The following is an 18686-nucleotide window of genomic DNA, read 5'->3' as shown; positions in this document are numbered from 1 at the left end:
ATTAATTTAAAATATCTGCACTTTGAATCCGCTGCACACCATGTGCCAGCATTTTTTGCCATGCCTGCTGCAAAGAACCATTTAGATCAATGGCTTTGGTGGCATCTTCAATCACATAAGTCTGAAAGTCTAACTGGCAAGCATCCATTGCCGTCCATGCCACACAAAAATCGGTGGCAATGCCCACAATATAAACCGTATCAATCTCACGCGCCTTTAAATACGCGGCTAATCCTGTTGTGGTTTTGCGGTCGGCTTCCATAAAGGCAGAATAACTGTCTATTTCAGGGTGGAAACCTTTGCGAATAATCAGTTGTGCTGTTGGTAAATCTAGGTCTGGGTGTAGTTCAGCATCGGACGTACCTTGCACACAATGCACAGGCCAAAGTACCTGCTCACCATAGCTGAGCTGAATCTGTTCATAAGCTTGCTTGCCCGCATGGTTTGCCGCAAAGGATACATGCGTTGCAGGATGCCAGTCTTGCGTAATCACAATATTATGAAACACGCGCCCAAGCGCATTAATGCAGGGAATGATTTGATCGGCGTCGGCAACGGCCAAATTTCCACCCGGACAAAATCCGTTTTGCACATCCACCACAATCAGGGCGCTATTGACCTGCTGCATGCTGTTTCCTTTTCAAAGCTAAACACTGCCATCAGCATAGCTGAAATTTAAACCTGAGTTGTATCACTTTGATAAAAATAAAAAGAACCCTGTTCCACACAATATTGATAGGCAGGTAGTTGTGACAATAACTGCCGCACAAAGCGCGGATAGACTTTGGCTTTACGTGCTGTGGCCGCATGGAAATAAAAATAAGGCAGTGGATGCCGAGTCAAATAATTCACCAAATGTTGTCTAGCCAAAGACATAACCTGAAAGGCATCAATCCCAGCATTGACATCTTCATAAGTGACTTGATCTGCAAACGCCAGCCATGCGTTTTGTTTTGGGGATGTCCGTGTTGCCTGAAACTTGCGTTTAAGTTCTAAAATAAATTCGTATTCAACCAAATACAGTGAAAACTGCTGTTGGCTGACCTGAAACTCAGCAATCAATTTTTTCTGTTTCATGTCCATCACACTCTTATTTTTTTAACTGTTTTTTACGTTTTATTATACGCTGTGTGGTGGATGTACCCCGATCAAATAGGCAGCTGTACGACAGTACTTGTCACACTAAACAAAGCGGTTTGCTCACTCAAAATTTTCAATCAAAACAAAAAATAGCCCGCATTGCGGGCTATTTTGACTTCAAACTGTTCTCATCCATTTAAACAGTTTGAATACGGCGTACCAATAACAACATGAAAACTGCTGAAATAATGATACAAGGAATGGCTGCTGATACGACCCCTGCCGCACCAAAGCCTGCTGCCAATAACTGACCCGCAATTGCAGGACCAAGCATTGCCCCTACACGGCCAACGGCAGAAGCCACACCTACCCCTGTACCACGCACTTCTGTTGGGTAAACAATACTACCAAAAGCATACAACACGCCCTGACAGCCAATCACGAATGCACCCACCAAGGCCGATGCCATATACATTTGGGTCAGTGAACCTGCTGCATTCAGTGCAAATAAGCCTGCCAAAATGCCACCGTACATCAACAAAATAACGTAGGCTTTTTTCCAGCGGTCGGTCAGCATACCTAAAATTACGGTACCTACAGTTGCACTCACCATAAAGTAGAACTGTGCTGTACTGCCTTCTTTACGTGAGAAACCCAATTCCATAAATAAAGATGGCAACCAGCTCAACATGATGTAAACCACCATTAAGGTAAAGAAGTAGCTCACCCAAATAAATAAGGTACGCATTAAGTTTTGTGAGTTAAATAAATCTTTAAAAGATGCTTTAGGCGCAGCATTTTGTGCGGCCAAATGATTGCCTGCTGCTTGTGCTTTTAAAAACTCACGTGATTCTGGCAATAACCACATCATCAACGGAATCACAATAAACGGAAGCAAACCGCCCAAATAGAAAATGTTTTTCCAGTTTGAACCAAAATCTGTACTGGCCACTAAAGATAAAATGGCTGCACCCACAGGCATACCACAATACATTAAGCCCACAGCACGACCACGGTTTTGTGGTGAAACTGCTTCAGAAGCCAAGGTAATCAAAATTGGCATAGCAGCACCTAAGCCCGCACCCGCCAAGAAACGTACCGCCAATAAACTTTCAAAGCTATTGACCCAAACGGTACACAAAGTAAATAAGGCAAATACCGCAGTCGACCAAATCAGTACTTTTTTACGACCAATACGGTCTGCAAATCGTCCACCAACCAATGCCCCAGGCAATAAACCTAAAATACCCGCACTAAAAAACACCCCAAGTTGTGAGCTGTCTAGTCCAAAATGTTCACGAATACCCGCAGCCGCAATACCCGCTGCCTGAATATCTAGGCCTTCAATGACTGCAATTAAAAAACAGATCGCAACGGTAATCACCGCATGCCGTTGATCTGTATGTTGTGTTGATCTATCCATTGGGTCCCTCTACTAGAATTAGATAGCCATGTGAAAGCCTGCATCTTGCGCAGTTTTAAACAGCAGCAATAGCTATCAATAAGTGTTAGACCAAAGTGATTTTTTGAAGATCAGAAGACAGTACAAATAAATTGTGCGGCAAAAAAACATAGCGAAAAAAACAATAATTCAGCTGCGTTCCCATCATTTTTTTGAATAAATACCACTATTTCGCTAGAAAATTCTCACTATTTAAGAAGCCTGCATGAAGCAGAGTAGACTTAAAAGCTATTAATCTGAAAGGCAAAAACCCCATATATTCCGATTAAAACACTCAGATATAAGAGCTATAAACTCTGAATTGAGTGTTTTTTTCTATAATAATCATGGTTTCAGCGACAAATTTCAGCCTGCAGCATTAAAAATGGCTCACGTAGCATGATCTAAATACCTGCAGAAAATCATTTCAGCTTTGCTGCGATCGTTTTTGCTTTTTATCGTGAAAACAAATACCTGTTCAATTCATTTTTTTACTGAACTTCACAAAGTTTCTGTTTGCTTTGACGAAAGCATATTGTTCTGACACACTGAATCAGTCATAATTTGGCTAAGCATTATTTAATCAATTTGATTGAATTTTGACCCAAATCAAAATACTGCAACCATCCACATCTACCTTTTCTACACCTCTGTGGATGGAAAAATAGGATCTTTTTAAAAAATGACTCAGCAAGCACAGACCATTCAAGGCTCAATTGTCGCAATTGTCACCCCAATGTTAGAAGATGGCAGCGTAGATTGGAAAGGTCTCGAGAAGCTCGTTGAGTGGCACATAGAACAAGGTACCAACAGTATTGTTGCTGTAGGTACAACTGGTGAAGCATCGACCTTAAGTATGGAAGAGCACACCAAAGTGATCGCAGAAATTATTCGCGTCGCAAATAAGCGTATTCCTGTCATTGCTGGTACTGGTGCAAACTCAACGCATGAAGCCATCGAACTGACCAAAGAAGCACAACAATTGGGCGCAGATGCGGCCTTATTGGTAACGCCTTATTATAATAAGCCAACTCAGGAAGGTTTATACCAGCACTATAAAGCAATTGCAGAAGCAGTTGATTTACCTATCATTTTATATAATGTACCGGGTCGTACTGGTGTAGATATGTCAAATGAAACGGTCATCCGTCTTGCTGACATCCCAAATATTGTGGGCGTAAAAGATGCAACAGGCGATGTGCCACGCGGTCAGCAATTATTGGCTGGCTTAACAGGCAAAAACATGGTGGTGTACTCAGGCGATGACGCTACGGCATATCAATTGATGCTGCACGGTGCAAAAGGCAATATTTCTGTAACTGCCAATGTTGCACCCAAAGCCATGAGCCAAGTTTGCGCGGCTGCAATCGCAGGTGATGCTGTAGGTGCAGAGCAACAAAACAGTGCGATTGCAAATTTACACAATATTCTATTTTGTGAATCGAACCCAATTCCTGTGAAATGGGCACTTCATGAAATGGGATTAATTGGTACAGGAATTCGCCTGCCATTAACTCCGCTTGCAGAACAATATCGTGCACCGTTACGCGAAGCCCTTCAGGCTGCGGGTGTCATTCAATAAAAGAGCTTAGTATGATGCAATTACGTTTTGGTTTTATCGCCGCACTTTCAGTATTGAGTTTGGCTGGTTGTAGTTCTCTTGCCATCAATAATGGTTCATTGGACTATAAAGACGCCGCTACTTTAGCACCACTTCAATATCCAGAAGGTTCTGTGGTTCGACCTGCAACACCGTTGTATCCTGCACCAAGCGTTGACCCTTTAGCAACGGCAAATGCACCTAAGCTTGAAAATGCACGTGGCAACCGTTTTGCGATGCCACGTCCTGAAGCCATGCAAGCCAGCAGCAACACAGTTCAAGACAGTACGCAAATTGGACGTCCTCAACCCGTAGTTGACGGAAACCAAAATCCGTTGCTCAAAATTGATGGAAATTCTGCTACAATTTGGCAATACACACTTGCCACCCTCAGCAGTCTGAATTACAGCATTGTTGGTCAAAGTAAGAACCGTTACGAGGCAACCATTAAGGTCGATCAACAGATTTATGTCTTAAGATTGACCTCTGTCGGTTCGAGCAACAACCTAGCTGTATTCAATGCCGATAACAGCTTTGCAGATCAAGAAAAAGCTGCAGATCTGTTGGCCCAGATTTACCAAAATTGGCCAGCCTAGCCGTACTAGGCATTTTTTTTTGAAAAAGGTTCCCTCATGTTAAAACAAACCTTGCTCTATACTGGTAAAGCAAAATCTGTTTATACCACAGACAGTGCAGACCACCTGATTTTAGTCTTTCGTGATGATGCCTCTGCGTTCAATGGCGAAAAAATCGAACAACTAGATCGTAAAGGTAAGGTGAACAACCGTTTTAACGCCTTTATCATGGAAAAATTGGCTGAAGCGGGTATCGAAACTCACTTTGAAAAACTACTTACACCAAACGAAGTATTGGTGAAAAAGTTAGACATGATTCCTGTAGAGTGCGTTATTCGTAACTACGCTGCAGGTTCACTCTGCCGTCGTTTAGGTGTAGAAGAAGGTAAAGAACTGACCCCACCTACATTTGAATTGTTCTTTAAAGATGACGCTCTTGGCGACCCAATGGTAAACGAATCTCAAGCGATTGCTTTAGGTTGGGCCAATGCTGAACAATTGGCAAAAATGAAAGAATTAACTTACCAAGTCAACGATGTATTAAAAGCATTGTTTGATGCAGGTAACATGATTTTGGTCGACTTCAAACTTGAGTTTGGTGTATTCCACGACCGTATTGTGTTGGGTGATGAGTTCTCTCCAGACGGTTGCCGTTTATGGGACAAAGACACCAAGAAGAAACTCGACAAAGACCGTTTCCGTCAAGGTTTAGGCGGTGTGGTTGAAGCTTATGAAGAAGTTGCTGCACGTTTAGGCATCGACTTAGACAATATCTAATTCAAGCTTTTCAATTTTAAAAGCTGAATTCCCAAAACCGAGCAACATTGCTCGGTTTTTTGTATTTTGCTGTAGACCAAACAGGGTTTACAAACCAAATCTTTGAAAAAATCGCCCCATCCACAATGCCCAGTCTGTCTGCCTATTTTTAAATTTATCTGAATTTAAATTGTGTATTCTGCAATTCCGTGTATGCTTGTTGTCATACTAGAAAAATATGAAGTTCGTTTTAATCGTCTAAGTCCGTAGTTTTATTTTGTAATCCTTCGTTTGTTCAGATTTTAAGTCGCATCTTTTTCCCAGTTATTCCAAATCTTTTTTAGATTGCAACATATTAAAATTCAGCAGGATATTTCCCTATGTCAAATCCGACAATGAAAGGCACGGTAAAGTGGTTTAACGAAACTAAAGGTTTTGGTTTTATTCAACCAGAATCTGGTCCAGATGTGTTTGCGCATTTCAGCGAAATCGCACACTCAGGCTTCAAGACTTTACACGAAGGTCAGCAAGTTGAATTCAGCATTGCGCAAGGTCAAAAAGGCCCGAATGCTGTAAACATCAAACCGCTTTAAACCTTTGAATGCAGCACTCAAGGCTGCAAACAAATCTAAAAAAGCTCAAGTTGATTCTTGAGCTTTTTTTATGCCAATACTTTTACAAATATCTTTTCAGCTATACCAAATCGCTTAGGATTGAGTCTGCTGCCAACGACGTTGTTGTAAACGCTCACCTTCCACTTCACGTTTATTACGTGCCGACTCATACAACTTTGTGCCTTTCAGTTCAGGCGGCAAATAGTCCTGTAGCACAAAATGCTCTGGGTAATTGTGCGGATACAAATAATCTACGCCATAGCCTTGTTCTTTCATCAGTTTGGTCGGTGCATTACGCAAATGCAGTGGCACAGGTAAGTTGGCGGTTTTTTCAGCCAAATCCATGGCTTTATTAATTGCCAAATAAGTACTGTTACTTTTGGCACTGGTTGCCAAATATACTGCACATTGTCCTAAAATAATCCGCGCTTCGGGCATACCCAGCACTTGTACCGAGCGGAAACACTCGCCTGCCAATAACAAGGCATTCGGATTTGAATTGCCAATATCTTCCGAAGCAGCAATCAACATGCGACGCGCAATAAAGCTCGGGTCTTCACCGCCTTTGAGCATGCGCGCCATCCAATACAATGCAGCATCGGGGTCACTGCCACGAATTGACTTAATAAAAGCCGATACCAAATCATAATGTTGCTCGCCTGACTTGTCATAACGGGCAATGTTTTGTTGCGCAACCTTGACCACAATCGCGTTGGTGATGATATTTTCCACCTCGGGTTCAAAGGTGCTTGCCACCAAGTCCAGTAGGTTTAAAGCCTTGCGTGCATCACCTGCAGCAAACTGAATCAGAGCATCAAATTCTTCAATCTGAATATAACGGTCTTTTAAGAATTGATCTTGCTGAATGGCTTGAGTAAGCAAAGTCTGAATCGAATCGGCATCTAAAGCCTTTAAGGTATAGACCTGACAACGTGAAAGCAGCGCACTATTGACTTCAAAAGATGGATTTTCAGTGGTCGCACCAATTAAGGTGATTTTGCCCTTTTCCACCGCATTTAATAAGGCATCTTGCTGCGACTTATTAAAGCGATGAATTTCATCAATAAACACCACTGGTGTGAGCAAATCGCCGCCTTCGGCAATAATTTCACGCAGCTCTTTGACCCCAGTATTCAAGGCAGAAAGGCTGATAAAAGGACGATCTACCGCCTGCGCCAACAGCAAAGCGATGGTGGTTTTCCCCACCCCTGGTGGCCCCCAGAAAATAATTGAAGGCAAATGCCCCTGATCAATCATTTGGCGTAACGGCGCTTGCTCACCTAAAAGATGATCTTGACCAATAATTTGCGATAAATCGCGTGGACGCAAACGCTCAGGCAGTGGAATATGACTCTCTGACATCTTGTTATTTCTATACTTGACTTCAACCTAGTCTACTATGATCTCAAGCTTTGGAGTATTTCTAATCGTACCGATTTATCGCTAAAACACGATTCAAAGTTTATTCTGCAGTATGAATTAACGCACCCAACGCACCACATAATCTTCTATATCTTCTTCTGCAACATCCAGTTCTGAAATACAACGCCCTGCCGCAGATTTTTTGGCTTTAATCACACTTTGGCGTGAGCCCGTATTTAAGTAATGCCAAGATGGCAAATTTTTGCCCTGTTTTAAACGACGATAGGCACAACTTGGCGGCAACCAGTGAATTTTTTCTAGTTTTTCGGGGGAAAGTTGAATGCAATCGGGCACAAAGTCAAAGCGATTGGCATAATCTGAACAACGTGCTGTGTTACAGTCCAGTAACTTGCACGCCACTTTGGTATAGGCCACTTCTTGCGTGTCTTCATCTTCTAGTTTGACCAAACAGCATAAACCGCAACCATCGCACAAGGCTTCCCATTCCGCAGTATTTAAGGCATTCAGCGGATAGTTTTTCCAAAATTCAGGTCGTAATTGATCAGACATAGCGCACAGAAAATAACAAAACTGCGTCATTATAACAGCCTTGTTTCAACTTGTTGCTTTTGTTTAGTCTTTAAATGAATCAAACACTTAACTCAAACAACTGAACATTTAATACACAAAAACAAAACAGTGTGCTGCGTTCAGCTCCCTATACTAAATTCAGAAGCTATAAAAACACATGGAGAACAATTATGTTTCGTTGGGCTATAATCTTCGCAGTGATTGCGTTAATCGCGAGTTTACTTGGTTTTGGTGGTGTCGCAGGTTTATCCAAAGACTTTGCCATTATTTTATTGGTGATTGCTGTGATTTTGGCAATTGTTGGTTTCCTCTCTCGCGGAAAAATCTAGTGACCTCGTCTATAAATTCCTAAAAATCAGATAAAAAAGAAGGATTTTTCCTTCTTTTTTTATGTCCGCTTTTTACGCAACAAATGCCAATTTGGCTATTTTAAAAATATTTTCTCACATTTATAGGCAGTATTTACCCTGTTTTTAAAAATGCGTGCCATATTATTATGCTTTAATCATGGCATTGAAAACGATAAGGAATAAGGCATGGCTTTAGCAATCAAAACTCGCGAAATTGAATATACGGCTGCAGATGGCAGCAAACTGATCGGTTATTTTGCTGCACCAGAAACAGCACAAGCTGTCGCGGGGGTGATTGTCGCACCTGAATGGTGGGGACGTAACGAATACACCGAACAACGCGCGCGTGAATTGGCTGAACATGGTTTTGCAGCCTTAGCGATTGATATGTATGGCGATAAAAAAGTCACCACCACCGCAGCCCAAGCCAATGAATGGATGATGCAAACTTTTGCAGATGCTGACACAATTGTGACTCGTGCGTCTGCAGCTTTGGACACTTTAGCTGCCCAACCTGAAGTAAATCGCGATAAACTCGCTGCAATTGGTTTCTGTTATGGCGGCAAAGTCGTTCTGGATTTGGCTCGTTCTGGTGCAGCATTAAAAGCAGTGGTGACCTTCCACGCCAACCTCAGCCCGAAAGCCCCTGCACAACAAGGTCAGGTACAAGCCGAGATTTTGGTGTTGCATGGTGAACTGGACAGCATGGTGACTTTAGAAGATGTAGCAAGTTTCCGTGAAGAAATGCATGCGGCACAAGTTGACCATGAAGTGATTATTTTTGAAGATGCCAAACACGGCTTCAGTAACCCTCAAGCCGATGAGCGTGCTAAAGCCAACGGTGTAGATTTAGGCTACAACGCTTCTGCAGAGCAGCAAGGTTTAGCGGCAATGTATGAAGTGCTAGATCGACGTTTGGCCAATTAATCTGCTGTACATATAACGCAGCATATACTCAACGCAAGCCAAAGAAAATTTTAAAGAAGAGGATATAACAATGACTGAGCAATGCCCTTATTGCAATTATGATGATTACGATGTTTTGGCAAAAAATGAATTTGGGGTGATTTTGCCTGAACCGAATGCCCTGTCTAAAGGACATTGCGTAATTATTCCAATACGTCATGTGGGTTCTTTTTTTGAAGTCACCGACAAAGAGCGTAAAAGCCTGTTGTCTTTATTGGAACTGGCGCGCAATGAGTTGCAATTACGTCATCAGCCTGCGGGTTTTCACATTGGCTTTAATGATGGCGATGTATTCGATGCCAAATCTGAGCATTTACACATCCACATTATTCCGCGTTATGAAGGTCAGACCTTAAAACTGGATAACCGTTGGGGCATGAGCGGTCAAATCTAAGCGACTGCTTTTTTCTCTCAACAGGGTCAAGCCCAAATAAAAGAAGATGCTGCGTCATCTTCTTTTTTATGCACCTCATTCCTGCGCCAGTTTGGCTATACTAGGCCGCTACTTTACAAACTGGGTTCGCATGACTGCTTTTTCATTTTCTGATGCTCTCCTCACGTGGTTCGATCAACACGGACGCCATGACCTGCCGTGGCAAGTCGCCGATGATCCCTATGCGGTGTGGGTGTCTGAAATCATGCTGCAACAAACTCAGGTCAAAACCGTATTGCAATATTTTGAGCGTTTTTTGCAGCGCTTTCCGACAGTGCAAGATTTAGGACGTGCAACTTGGGATGAAGTTGCACCGTATTGGGCAGGTTTAGGCTATTACGCCCGCGCCCGCAACTTGCATAAAGCCGCAGCCATTGTGGCACAGCAAGGACATTTTCCAAGTACGCTCGAACAGTGGATGGCTTTGCCGGGCATTGGTCGCTCTACGGGTGGTGCCATGATGTCGCTGGGTTTACGCCAATACGGCGTCATTATGGATGGCAACGTCAAACGGGTTTTAGCACGTTTTTTTGCTATTGAAGATGATTTATCCAAACCTGTACATGAACGTGCCATGTGGCAACTGGCAGAACAACTCTGCCCCGAAGTACGTAATCATGACTATACGCAGGCCATTATGGATTTGGGCGCAACCATTTGTATCCCCAAAAAACCACTGTGCTTATATTGCCCGATGCAACAACACTGCAAAGCACATCAACAAGGTTTAGAGCAGGAATTGCCCTTTAAAAAACCGAAAAAAGCCGTGCCTGTTAAATCTGCACAAGTCTTGGTGCTGCAATGCGCAGATCAATGGTTATGGCAACAACGTCCCAATACAGGACTTTGGGGCGGGCTATGGTGTTTGCCTGTTATTGAAGATGCACAGGCTTTTGAGCAACTGTGTCAAAGCTTGGGCCTTAAACAGGTACAGCAACGCGCACAAATTTCGCATAGCTTTACCCATTTCACTTGGCAGCTTGAAGCACTGTGTTTTCAGGTCGATGCTGATCTACAAGAACACTTGGCAATTGAACTGAATGCAAATTGGTATAGTCCGCAACAAGCTAGCGATTTGGGCATTCCGACGGCCATGAAAAAATTGATCTCGGCAATCAATCTGTGACATAGTCAGGCATCGTGATGAATGAAATCTTTGCTTTCACTGCCATTACAAGGATGTCTTATGTTTCGATGGATTGCTGTTTTAAGCCTGTCACTCTTTACCTTATTGATTGCGGCCTGTAGTTCTGCACCGAAACGTCCCAGTACCCCACTCCCGCCTGCCTTGGTGCAAAAACTCAATCAAATGAGTTTAAAAACTCGCCTGCCCATTCCTGTGCAGGGCATTAAAGCGCATCAGTTGAATGACACTTGGGGTGCATCTCGTAGTAGCGGACGTTTGCATGAAGGCATTGATATTCTTGCAGCCAAAGGCAGCAAAGTGTATAGCGCTACAGAAGGTTTAATTGCAGACTTACGCGATAATCGCTTAGGTGGTAAAGTAATTTGGATATTAGGGCCTGCAGGCACTTGGCATTATTATGCACACTTAGATGGGCACAAACGCGGTTTAAACGTGGGCGATTATGTCAAGGCTGGAGCGCATATTGGCTATGTCGGCAATACAGGCAACGCCCGACACACTGCCGCACATTTGCATTACGGACTTTATTTAAATGGTAAAGGACGCGGTGCGGTCAATCCTTATCCTTATTTACGTTAATTTTGTTAGGAACATTTCATGTCTGAAGCCTTGATAAATCGATTGGTGGAATTTGCAGAATCTGGCAATCAACAAAAAATTGTATTGGCAGGACAAGTCCATCAAGGCTGGGTCATGGAAATTACTGAAGATGCCCTGCTCATCAGCACAGGCTATTCAGATAAAATCGGTAAAGACAACTGGATTTCCTTTCACGATCTGCAACAGGCAGAACTATATTATTGGGATAACCAACATGACCAATGGGCAGCATTTCAGCTTTAAGCCTGTCCCATTCACATCTATTCAGCTATCTATTCAACAAGGAGCATGACCCATGACGATACAACGCTGTGGTTGGTGTTCCGATGATCCGCTCTATATTGCCTATCATGATTTAGAGTGGGGACAAGCTGTATTTGCCGAAGCACATTTATTTGAAATGCTGTGTTTGGAAGGACAGCAAGCAGGCTTGTCTTGGATTACTGTATTAAAAAAACGTGAGGCGTATCGTCAACATTTTTTCCAATACAGCATTGCTGAAATTGCCGCATTTAGTGATGATGATCTTACGCTCAAATTACAAGATGCTGGATTGATTCGACATCGAGGTAAATTACAAGCAATTCGTGACAACGCACGTGCATGGCAAAAACTAAAAGACGCCGATATAAACGTCGTGACATGGCTTTGGGGTTTTGTTGCACAGCAACCTATTAGGAATGATGTACCTGACTATCGTCTTGCGCCTGCACAAACCGACGCTAGTGTTGCCATGTCGAAAGCCCTAAAGAAAAATGGTTTTAAATTTGTAGGCCCGACCACCTGCTATGCTTTTATGCAAGCTGTAGGCATGGTCGATGATCATGAAAATCACTGTCACTTTAAAACAACATCTTAAAGCAACATCCAAGCTTTAGTATTCAAAACTGCTCAACCCATAATAGCAAGATCACCAATCAATACAGTCAGCCTTATGACAAGGACGGTGCAATATGAGTAATACCATTCGAGCCTATGCCGCAATGCAGGCAGGTGAAGCCCTGCAAGCCTATCAATTTGATGCGGGTGAACTGCAGGCGCATCAGGTAGAAGTCAAAGTCGAATATTGTGGCTTATGCCATTCCGATCTTTCAGTCATTCAAAATGACTGGCATTCCTCGGTATATCCTGTGGTGGCAGGACATGAAATTATTGGCACGATTACTCAATTGGGCAGTGAAGCCAAAGGTTTAACCGTGGGGCAACGTGTAGGCATTGGCTGGACTGCAGACAGTTGCCAACACTGCGATGCCTGTATTGCAGGCGAACAAGTGCTGTGCAGCAATGGCACCACCGCAACCATTGTGGGACATGCAGGTGGTTTTGCTGATAAAGTCCGTGCAGGTTGGCAGTGGGTCATTCCATTACCCGATGAGGTCGATCCTGTCAGTGCAGGGCCTTTGCTCTGTGGTGGAATTACCGTATTTGATCCGATCTTGAAACATCAAATTCAGGCAGTACATCATGTTGCGGTGATTGGTATTGGTGGCTTGGGGCATATCGCCATCAAATTATTAAAAGCATGGGGCTGTGAAATTACGGCGTTCAGTTCCAATCCAGACAAAACCGCAGAATTACTGGCTATGGGTGCAGACCATGTAGTGAACAGCCGTGATGCTGCTGCCCTTAAAACCCAGCGTGGCAAGTTTGACCTGATTTTAAGTACGGTAAACGTAAGCTTGGACTGGAATGCTTATTTAAGTACGCTTGCACCACATGGCACTATTCACATGCTAGGTGTAGCGCTAGAACCCATGCAAATTAAGGCGGGCAGCTTAATTGGCGGTGCAAAATCGGTTACTGGTTCATCGACAGGTTCGCCTGCAGCGCTGCGTCAATTACTACAATTTGCCGCACGCAAACAGATTGCCCCACAGGTGGAAGTTTTTCCGATGTCACAAATCAATCAGGCAATTGAACATTTGCATCAGGGCAAGGCACGCTATCGGGTGGTGTTAAAGGCCGACTTTGACTGATTTTTAAGTTAAATCTTGCCCAATTTAACGGTCTTGCTCATCTCAGATGGGCAAGATTTATGTATAAAAAATGTTTTAGATATTCAGTCTGTTATAGAATAAACTGCGTAAGCAGCATATATTAAAAAGTTGAATCGACACAGGCTGCAAAGCCACGTGCCAAACTAGAAAAGTCTGTGAAAAAGTCTGCTAAGATGAATGCTGCTTTTTTAACTATAAAATGAATTTGAGAAAACCTATGAGTAAAGCCTTACCCATCGCTGTTGCTGTAATTTTAGGCGGTGCTGCACTTGTTCCTGTTTATTATGCCTCTCAAAACCCAGCAGTGGCGACCTCTAAAGCGTCGGCAAATGCTTCTGCGGTTGAAAAAATCAGCTACGCTTTGGGTTATGAAGTGGCACATCAAACCCCACCAGAGCTAGACATCAACAGCTTTGTAACAGGTGTGCGTGAAGGTCATGCGCGTAAACAACCTGCCTACACCGAAGAAGAATTACAAAAAGCCTATGAGCAATTCCAGCAAGAGTTGCAACAAAAACAAGCCACTCAAGCGCAAGCTGCGCAAACAGCCAGTGATTCATTCTTAACTGAAAATGGCAAAAAAGCAGGCGTACAAACCACAGCTTCTGGCTTGCAATATCAAGTGATTAAAGAAGGCACAGGCAAACAGCCAACGGCAAGCTCTGTGGTCAAAGTGCACTACACGGGTAAACTGGTCGATGGCAAAGTATTTGACAGCTCGGTACAACGTGGTGAGCCAATTGAATTCCCACTGAATCAAGTCATTCCGGGCTGGACTGAAGGTTTACAGCTCATGAAGGAAGGCGGTAAAGCTACGCTGTATATTCCATCGAAACTGGGCTACGGCGAACAAGGTGTACCAGGCATGATTCCTGCCAACAGCACCTTAATTTTTGATGTTGAACTGATTGAAGTGAAATAACAACATCACCCTTTCAGGAGAGCTTGGCTCTCCTGTATGGTCTTAGGACGAAAAGAATGAAAAAACACCTTGCCCTTGTGTGTATCGCACTGCTCAGCAGTGGCAGTTTTGCCAAAACCGTGACCAATAAAAGTCCTGTTGCAGATCAGGTCGGTTATAGCTTTGGTTATTTAATGGGGCGCAGCAATGCGGAAACCTTAAAAGATATTGATCTCGAAGCCTTCATTGCTGGCTTAAAAATGGCAACACAAGACCAAGCCGCCAGTTTAAGCGATGAAGAAATGGCACGAGTGCTGACTCAATTCAAAAAGCAAGCCGAAGCCAAACAACTGATTGAGCTTAAAAAAGTAGCCGATAGCAATGCTAAAATTGGGCAAGCCTTTTTAAACAATAATGCCAAAAAGGCAGGGGTCAAAGTCACCAAGTCTGGCTTGCAATATCAAGTCTTACAGGCAGGTACGGGCAAATCACCCAAAGCCACCTCTACCGTTAAAGTCCATTATGAAGGTCGCCTGATTGATGGTACGGTATTTGACAGCTCCATTGCTCGTGATCAGGCTGCTGAATTTCAGGTGAGTCAGGTCATTCAAGGCTGGACTGAAGGCTTACAGCTAATGAAAGTCGGTGCCAAATATCGCTTCTTTATTCCTGCTGCTCTAGCCTACGGTCAAATTGGCTCAGGCGATGCAATTGAGCCAAACAGCACGCTTATTTTTGATGTGGAACTTTTAGAAATTGTAAAATAATCCAAAGCCGCATCATCTTTAAACAAAAAAATACCGCAATTTAAATTGCGGTATTTTTTCAGATCAACTTCGCTTCATTAAGGTTTTAAATGACGTGGTCTAAAACCCGTTGCCAACAATCCAACCCCATAGGCCACTACGCCCACCACACACAGCGCAGTGACTTCTGCCACACGCATCCATTGTGATACATCACCGTTATACCAAGTTAAGGCATACCACAACGCAGCAATCATCACGGCATTTGCCACTGCAAACTGCACCATGAGTTTTTTCCAGTGCGCACCAAAACGGAAAATCTTGCGTTGATGCAAATAGAAATACAACATGCCTGCATTCACCAAAGCCGAACCTGATGATGCCAGTGCCAATGCCATGTGTTCAGCTTGCCAGTCAATCAGTTTAAAGAAGCCAATAAACAACACGTTTAAAATCGCATTGGCAGCCACAGCCATTAAACCCACACGTACTGGTGTTTTGGTGTCTTGCTGTGCATAAAAACCCGGTGCAAAGACTTTAATCAGCATGAATGAAATTACCCCTGCACTCATACATTGCAAGGCCAAAGCGGTCATTTGCGTATCTTTAAAACTAAACTGACCACGCTCAAACAAGGCTTGGATAATAGGCGTTGATAACATAAACAGTGCAATACTGGCAGGGACACCTACCAAAATAATCACCCGTGCAGCCCAGTCCATCATGCCGCGGAATTTATCCATATTTTGTTCTGCATGACGCGCAGACAGTGACGGTAAAATGACCGTCCCAATCGCTACACCAATTAAGCCCAAAGGTAGCTCTGTCATACGTTCCGCACTATACAACCACGACACCGAACCATCCTGCATAAAAGATGCCCAAATGGTGTTGAGTAGCAGGTTAATTTGCGTGACCGATACCCCAAATAAAGCAGGCAGCATCAGCTTCATAATCCGATCCACCCCTTCATGCTTGAAATCAACTTTAGGGGGAATCAGCAGCTTTTTACGCCATAGTTCTGGAATTTGAATCGCAAGTTGTAAAGCACCCGCGATAATCACCGCCCAACCCAGTGCCATAATCGGCTCTGCCATGTACGGTGTGAGCCATAATGCACCTGCAATCATCGCCACATTCAGCAATACAGGCGCAAAGGCAGGCGTGGTAAATGAGCCATAGCTGTTCAAAATACTGCTGGCAAATGCCGTCAGCGACATAAACAACAAATAAGGAATGGTCAGGCGGAACATATCGGTGGCTAGCGCAAACTTTTCAGGGTCGCTATGGAAACCCGGTGCGTAGATATACATCACCGCAGGCGCAGCCACCATGGCGGTAAAGGTTAGCCCTGTCATTACCGTCATTAAACAGCCAAAAACCCGACTAATTAAAATTTGTACTTCGGCATGAGTGCGGCTGGTTTTATATTCGGTCAATACAGGAATAAATGCCTGCGAAAACGCCCCTTCGGCAAACAGTCGCCTGAAAAAGTTGGGGATACGAAACGCCACCACAAAGGTATCGAAATCTTTACCTGCACCAAACACATTCAGCAATACCACATCACGGACTAATCCTAGCACCCGTGACAGCATGGTCATTGCACTGACAATAAAGGTCGATCGCCAAAGCGCCATCGTTACCACCCAATTAAAAATTTAGTCGCTATTGTAATCAAAGCATCAACAAAGTTTTGTTATTGATTGATCAATTTTTCCTGTGATGTCGAAGCTTTAAGTTGAGATAACTGTTCACGAAAATACTGCCAGTCAAAATACGGCCCTGGATCAGTTTTACGTCCTGGTGCAATATCGGAATGTCCTGCAATATGCTGTTGAATACTCGGATAGGCCTGCTGCAAACTGTGTACCACCTGCACCAAACTCTGATATTGCGCTGTTTCAAAAGGCAAGTCATCACTGCCCTCTAATTCAATCCCAATTGAATAGTCATTACATTCAGGCTGTGCCAAATAACTAGAACGCCCCGCATGCCACGCCCGATCTGCAAAATTAACAAATTGCAGCACCTCGCCTGTTCTTAAAATCAACAAATGTGCCGAAACCTGCAGGCCCTGAATGGTCTGAAAGTAAGGATGCTGCGACCAATCCATTTGGTTCTGAAAAAATTGCTCAATATAACCACCACCAAATTGTGACGGCGGCAAACTAATATTGTGAATGACCAGCAATTGAATCTCTTGGTCTGTCGGACGGGCGTTGAAATTCGGAGATGGGACTTGTCTTGCCCCTTGTAATTGACCCTCAACCACCTGAAACGACGGCACATGCTGCATAAGGCAATCCCCAAACCATTAGAATAGAAAAATAGAACAGAAATTTCAGTTTAATGCCAACGCGTGACAATGAACATCTTAAATTACACCCGAACGTGGCTAAAAAACACATCCTGACGCAGAACAGTGTTAATATAACGCGCAATTTTCATGGGCAAGATCGACACGGAAAATCTTATGAGCATCTCTCCAGCTTTGCTTGAACAATCCATCCAAATCAATATTCAGCAAGCCTTGCAAGAAGATATTGGCGATGGTGATATTACCGCATTATTGACCCCTGAAGATGAGCAGGCCACTGCCACCATTATTAGCCGTGAAGACATGATTTTGGCAGGTCAACCGTGGGTAAATGCCCTGATTCAAGCATACGATGCCAATGTGCAAGTCACGTGGTTAAAAAATGATGGCGACCACGTTGCTGCCAATGAAGCCTTTTTGAAATTGGCAGGTTCTGCACGCAGCCTGTTAACGGTAGAACGCCCTGCGCTGAATTTTGTGCAAACCCTGTCTGCTGTTGCGACTAAAACCGCAGCCTATGTGCAACAACTTGAAGGCTTAAATACCAAACTGCTAGATACCCGTAAAACCTTACCGGGTTTACGCATTGCACAAAAATATGCTGTCACGGTCGGTGGTGGACAAAACCATCGTTTAGGCTTATTTGATGCCTTTTTGATTAAAGAAAATCACATTATGGCAGCAGGCGGCATTACTCAGGCAATTGCCAAAGCACATGCCATTGCTCCGGGCAAACCTGTAGAAGTTGAAGTGGAAACTTGGGATGAACTAAATCAAGCCCTTGAAGCCAAAGCTGATATTGTGATGTTGGATAACTTTAGCCAGCAACAAATGATTGATGCGGTCAAGCATGTGGCAGGTCGTTGTAAACTTGAAGCGTCGGGCAACATCACCATTGAAAATTTACGTGAAGTGGCTAGTACAGGCGTAGATTATATTTCGATGGGTGTTTTAACCAAAGATGTCAAAGCTGTGGATTTATCAATGCGTTTTAATGCGTAAACGATTACTTTTAAAATTAAGGGTGCAATCTGCACCCTTAATTTTTTCCAAAAATTGATTTTAAGGAGGCAAATGAGCCTCCTTTTTTTATGCCTCAATTTTGAATTTAATCATCGTCCTTGTTGTCGTTGTCGTTGTCGTTGTCGTTGTCGTTGTCGTTGTCGTTGTCGTTGTCGTTGTCGTTGTCGTTGTCGTTGTCGTTGTC

At 43.5% G+C, this 18686-nt stretch carries 22 protein-coding genes; 15 read left to right on the top strand and 7 right to left on the bottom strand.

The genetic code is table 11. The features are described 5' to 3' along the window. Position 1: 1 nt before the first annotated feature. From pncA to mhpT, 3 genes are all read right to left on the bottom strand, one after another. The gene (gene pncA, locus F947_RS07460) at positions 2–628 is read right to left on the bottom strand and encodes a bifunctional nicotinamidase/pyrazinamidase (RefSeq protein WP_004974133.1); all 627 of its coding nucleotides are present in this window, start codon (positions 626–628) and stop codon (positions 2–4) included. Positions 629–675: 47 nt separating this feature from the next. After that, complete coding sequence (locus F947_RS07455) at positions 676–1077, bottom strand: hypothetical protein (protein WP_004974132.1); 402 nt, start codon at positions 1075–1077, stop codon at positions 676–678. A gap of 199 nt (positions 1078–1276) precedes the next feature. Continuing rightward, positions 1277–2503 carry a 3-(3-hydroxy-phenyl)propionate transporter MhpT gene (gene mhpT / locus F947_RS07450; RefSeq protein ID WP_004974130.1) on the bottom strand — a complete coding sequence of 409 codons (1227 nt, stop codon included), beginning with the start codon at positions 2501–2503 and terminating at the stop codon, positions 1277–1279. Positions 2504–3203: 700 nt separating this feature from the next. Between mhpT and dapA the strand changes: the two genes are divergently transcribed. The 4 genes from dapA to F947_RS07430 all read left to right on the top strand — a co-directional run bounded on the left by dapA (position 3204) and on the right by F947_RS07430 (position 6045). After that, entirely contained in the window at positions 3204–4103 is a 900-nt protein-coding gene (dapA, locus tag F947_RS07445; RefSeq protein WP_004974123.1) for a 4-hydroxy-tetrahydrodipicolinate synthase, read from the top strand. 14 nt (positions 4104–4117) lie between these two features. Then, positions 4118–4717, top strand: coding sequence for a hypothetical protein (locus F947_RS07440; RefSeq protein ID WP_026438344.1), 600 nt, complete (start codon positions 4118–4120; stop codon positions 4715–4717). A 36-nt stretch (positions 4718–4753) separates the two neighbouring features. Further along, a complete protein-coding gene (gene purC / locus F947_RS07435) occupies positions 4754–5473 on the top strand; it encodes a phosphoribosylaminoimidazolesuccinocarboxamide synthase (protein WP_004974116.1) in 720 nt (239 codons plus the stop codon). Positions 5474–5832: 359 nt separating this feature from the next. Continuing rightward, positions 5833–6045: a cold-shock protein gene (locus tag F947_RS07430; protein WP_004974113.1), complete on the top strand. Its 213-nt coding sequence runs from the start codon at positions 5833–5835 to the stop codon at positions 6043–6045. Positions 6046–6159: 114 nt separating this feature from the next. On the opposite strand, the gene F947_RS07425 is transcribed toward F947_RS07430, so the two are convergent. Further along, positions 6160–7428, bottom strand: coding sequence for a replication-associated recombination protein A (locus F947_RS07425; protein ID WP_004974112.1), 1269 nt, complete (start codon positions 7426–7428; stop codon positions 6160–6162). Positions 7429–7545: 117 nt separating this feature from the next. After that, complete coding sequence (locus F947_RS07420) at positions 7546–7998, bottom strand: YcgN family cysteine cluster protein (RefSeq protein WP_026438343.1); 453 nt, start codon at positions 7996–7998, stop codon at positions 7546–7548. Positions 7999–8189: 191 nt separating this feature from the next. Between F947_RS07420 and F947_RS14320 the strand changes: the two genes are divergently transcribed. The 10 genes from F947_RS14320 to F947_RS07370 all read left to right on the top strand — a co-directional run bounded on the left by F947_RS14320 (position 8190) and on the right by F947_RS07370 (position 15180). Next, positions 8190–8348 carry a DUF1328 domain-containing protein gene (locus F947_RS14320; RefSeq protein ID WP_004974108.1) on the top strand — a complete coding sequence of 53 codons (159 nt, stop codon included), beginning with the start codon at positions 8190–8192 and terminating at the stop codon, positions 8346–8348. A 207-nt stretch (positions 8349–8555) separates the two neighbouring features. Continuing rightward, a complete protein-coding gene (locus F947_RS07410) occupies positions 8556–9296 on the top strand; it encodes a dienelactone hydrolase family protein (RefSeq protein ID WP_004974106.1) in 741 nt (246 codons plus the stop codon). Between the two features lie 70 nt (positions 9297–9366). Then, complete coding sequence (locus tag F947_RS07405) at positions 9367–9729, top strand: HIT family protein (protein WP_004974104.1); 363 nt, start codon at positions 9367–9369, stop codon at positions 9727–9729. Between the two features lie 130 nt (positions 9730–9859). Then, positions 9860–10894 carry an A/G-specific adenine glycosylase gene (gene mutY, locus F947_RS07400; protein WP_004974101.1) on the top strand — a complete coding sequence of 345 codons (1035 nt, stop codon included), beginning with the start codon at positions 9860–9862 and terminating at the stop codon, positions 10892–10894. Positions 10895–10954: 60 nt separating this feature from the next. Beyond that, complete coding sequence (locus F947_RS07395; protein ID WP_004974099.1) at positions 10955–11494, top strand: M23 family metallopeptidase; 540 nt, start codon at positions 10955–10957, stop codon at positions 11492–11494. A gap of 18 nt (positions 11495–11512) precedes the next feature. Next, positions 11513–11758: a hypothetical protein gene (locus tag F947_RS07390; RefSeq protein ID WP_004974096.1), complete on the top strand. Its 246-nt coding sequence runs from the start codon at positions 11513–11515 to the stop codon at positions 11756–11758. Positions 11759–11810: 52 nt separating this feature from the next. Further along, entirely contained in the window at positions 11811–12374 is a 564-nt protein-coding gene (locus F947_RS07385; RefSeq protein ID WP_004974094.1) for a DNA-3-methyladenine glycosylase I, read from the top strand. 94 nt (positions 12375–12468) lie between these two features. Further along, positions 12469–13491 (top strand): NADPH-dependent aldehyde reductase Ahr, encoded by a 1023-nt coding sequence (gene ahr / locus F947_RS07380; RefSeq protein ID WP_004974093.1) that lies wholly within the window; start codon positions 12469–12471, stop codon positions 13489–13491. Between the two features lie 238 nt (positions 13492–13729). Beyond that, on the top strand, positions 13730–14434 hold the full coding sequence (locus F947_RS07375; RefSeq protein WP_004974091.1) for a BamJ family beta-barrel-assembly machinery protein: 705 nt from the start codon (positions 13730–13732) through the stop codon (positions 14432–14434). Positions 14435–14490: 56 nt separating this feature from the next. Further along, a complete protein-coding gene (locus F947_RS07370) occupies positions 14491–15180 on the top strand; it encodes a BamJ family beta-barrel-assembly machinery protein (RefSeq protein WP_004974089.1) in 690 nt (229 codons plus the stop codon). Between the two features lie 77 nt (positions 15181–15257). Here F947_RS07370 and murJ read toward each other — a convergent pair whose 3' ends face one another. Continuing rightward, a complete protein-coding gene (gene murJ / locus F947_RS07365) occupies positions 15258–16808 on the bottom strand; it encodes a murein biosynthesis integral membrane protein MurJ (RefSeq protein ID WP_171062582.1) in 1551 nt (516 codons plus the stop codon). Between the two features lie 50 nt (positions 16809–16858). Continuing rightward, positions 16859–17458, bottom strand: a complete 600-nt coding sequence (gene ampD / locus F947_RS07360) for a 1,6-anhydro-N-acetylmuramyl-L-alanine amidase AmpD (RefSeq protein WP_004974083.1) — start codon at positions 17456–17458, stop codon at positions 16859–16861. 177 nt (positions 17459–17635) lie between these two features. Here ampD and nadC point away from each other — a divergent pair, with 177 nt between their 5' ends. After that, positions 17636–18481: a carboxylating nicotinate-nucleotide diphosphorylase gene (nadC, locus tag F947_RS07355; RefSeq protein WP_004974082.1), complete on the top strand. Its 846-nt coding sequence runs from the start codon at positions 17636–17638 to the stop codon at positions 18479–18481. Positions 18482–18686: the final 205 nt, after the last annotated feature.

This window comes from Acinetobacter towneri DSM 14962 = CIP 107472, from assembly GCF_000368785.1.
GTDB classification, from domain to species: Bacteria; Pseudomonadota; Gammaproteobacteria; order Pseudomonadales; family Moraxellaceae; genus Acinetobacter; species Acinetobacter towneri.
Note: the sequence above shows the minus strand (reverse complement) of the source record. Positions and strands in the feature narration are given on the sequence as shown.

Excerpts from the sequence above, each read along its gene's own strand:
- pncA (WP_004974133.1), bottom strand. The coding sequence starts at position 628 with ATGCAGCAGGTCAATAGCGCCCTGATTGTGGTGGATGTGCAAAACGGA.
- F947_RS07455 (WP_004974132.1), bottom strand. The coding sequence starts at position 1,077 with ATGAAACAGAAAAAATTGATTGCTGAGTTTCAGGTCAGCCAACAGCAG.
- mhpT (WP_004974130.1), bottom strand. The coding sequence starts at position 2,503 with ATGGATAGATCAACACAACATACAGATCAACGGCATGCGGTGATTACC.
- dapA (WP_004974123.1), top strand. The coding sequence starts at position 3,204 with ATGACTCAGCAAGCACAGACCATTCAAGGCTCAATTGTCGCAATTGTC.
- F947_RS07440 (WP_026438344.1), top strand. The coding sequence starts at position 4,118 with ATGCAATTACGTTTTGGTTTTATCGCCGCACTTTCAGTATTGAGTTTG.
- purC (WP_004974116.1), top strand. The coding sequence starts at position 4,754 with ATGTTAAAACAAACCTTGCTCTATACTGGTAAAGCAAAATCTGTTTAT.
- F947_RS07430 (WP_004974113.1), top strand. The coding sequence starts at position 5,833 with ATGTCAAATCCGACAATGAAAGGCACGGTAAAGTGGTTTAACGAAACT.
- F947_RS07425 (WP_004974112.1), bottom strand. The coding sequence starts at position 7,428 with ATGTCAGAGAGTCATATTCCACTGCCTGAGCGTTTGCGTCCACGCGAT.
- F947_RS07420 (WP_026438343.1), bottom strand. The coding sequence starts at position 7,998 with ATGTCTGATCAATTACGACCTGAATTTTGGAAAAACTATCCGCTGAAT.
- F947_RS14320 (WP_004974108.1), top strand. The coding sequence starts at position 8,190 with ATGTTTCGTTGGGCTATAATCTTCGCAGTGATTGCGTTAATCGCGAGT.
- F947_RS07410 (WP_004974106.1), top strand. The coding sequence starts at position 8,556 with ATGGCTTTAGCAATCAAAACTCGCGAAATTGAATATACGGCTGCAGAT.
- F947_RS07405 (WP_004974104.1), top strand. The coding sequence starts at position 9,367 with ATGACTGAGCAATGCCCTTATTGCAATTATGATGATTACGATGTTTTG.
- mutY (WP_004974101.1), top strand. The coding sequence starts at position 9,860 with ATGACTGCTTTTTCATTTTCTGATGCTCTCCTCACGTGGTTCGATCAA.
- F947_RS07395 (WP_004974099.1), top strand. The coding sequence starts at position 10,955 with ATGTTTCGATGGATTGCTGTTTTAAGCCTGTCACTCTTTACCTTATTG.
- F947_RS07390 (WP_004974096.1), top strand. The coding sequence starts at position 11,513 with ATGTCTGAAGCCTTGATAAATCGATTGGTGGAATTTGCAGAATCTGGC.
- F947_RS07385 (WP_004974094.1), top strand. The coding sequence starts at position 11,811 with ATGACGATACAACGCTGTGGTTGGTGTTCCGATGATCCGCTCTATATT.
- ahr (WP_004974093.1), top strand. The coding sequence starts at position 12,469 with ATGAGTAATACCATTCGAGCCTATGCCGCAATGCAGGCAGGTGAAGCC.
- F947_RS07375 (WP_004974091.1), top strand. The coding sequence starts at position 13,730 with ATGAGTAAAGCCTTACCCATCGCTGTTGCTGTAATTTTAGGCGGTGCT.
- F947_RS07370 (WP_004974089.1), top strand. The coding sequence starts at position 14,491 with ATGAAAAAACACCTTGCCCTTGTGTGTATCGCACTGCTCAGCAGTGGC.
- ampD (WP_004974083.1), bottom strand. The coding sequence starts at position 17,458 with ATGCAGCATGTGCCGTCGTTTCAGGTGGTTGAGGGTCAATTACAAGGG.
- nadC (WP_004974082.1), top strand. The coding sequence starts at position 17,636 with ATGAGCATCTCTCCAGCTTTGCTTGAACAATCCATCCAAATCAATATT.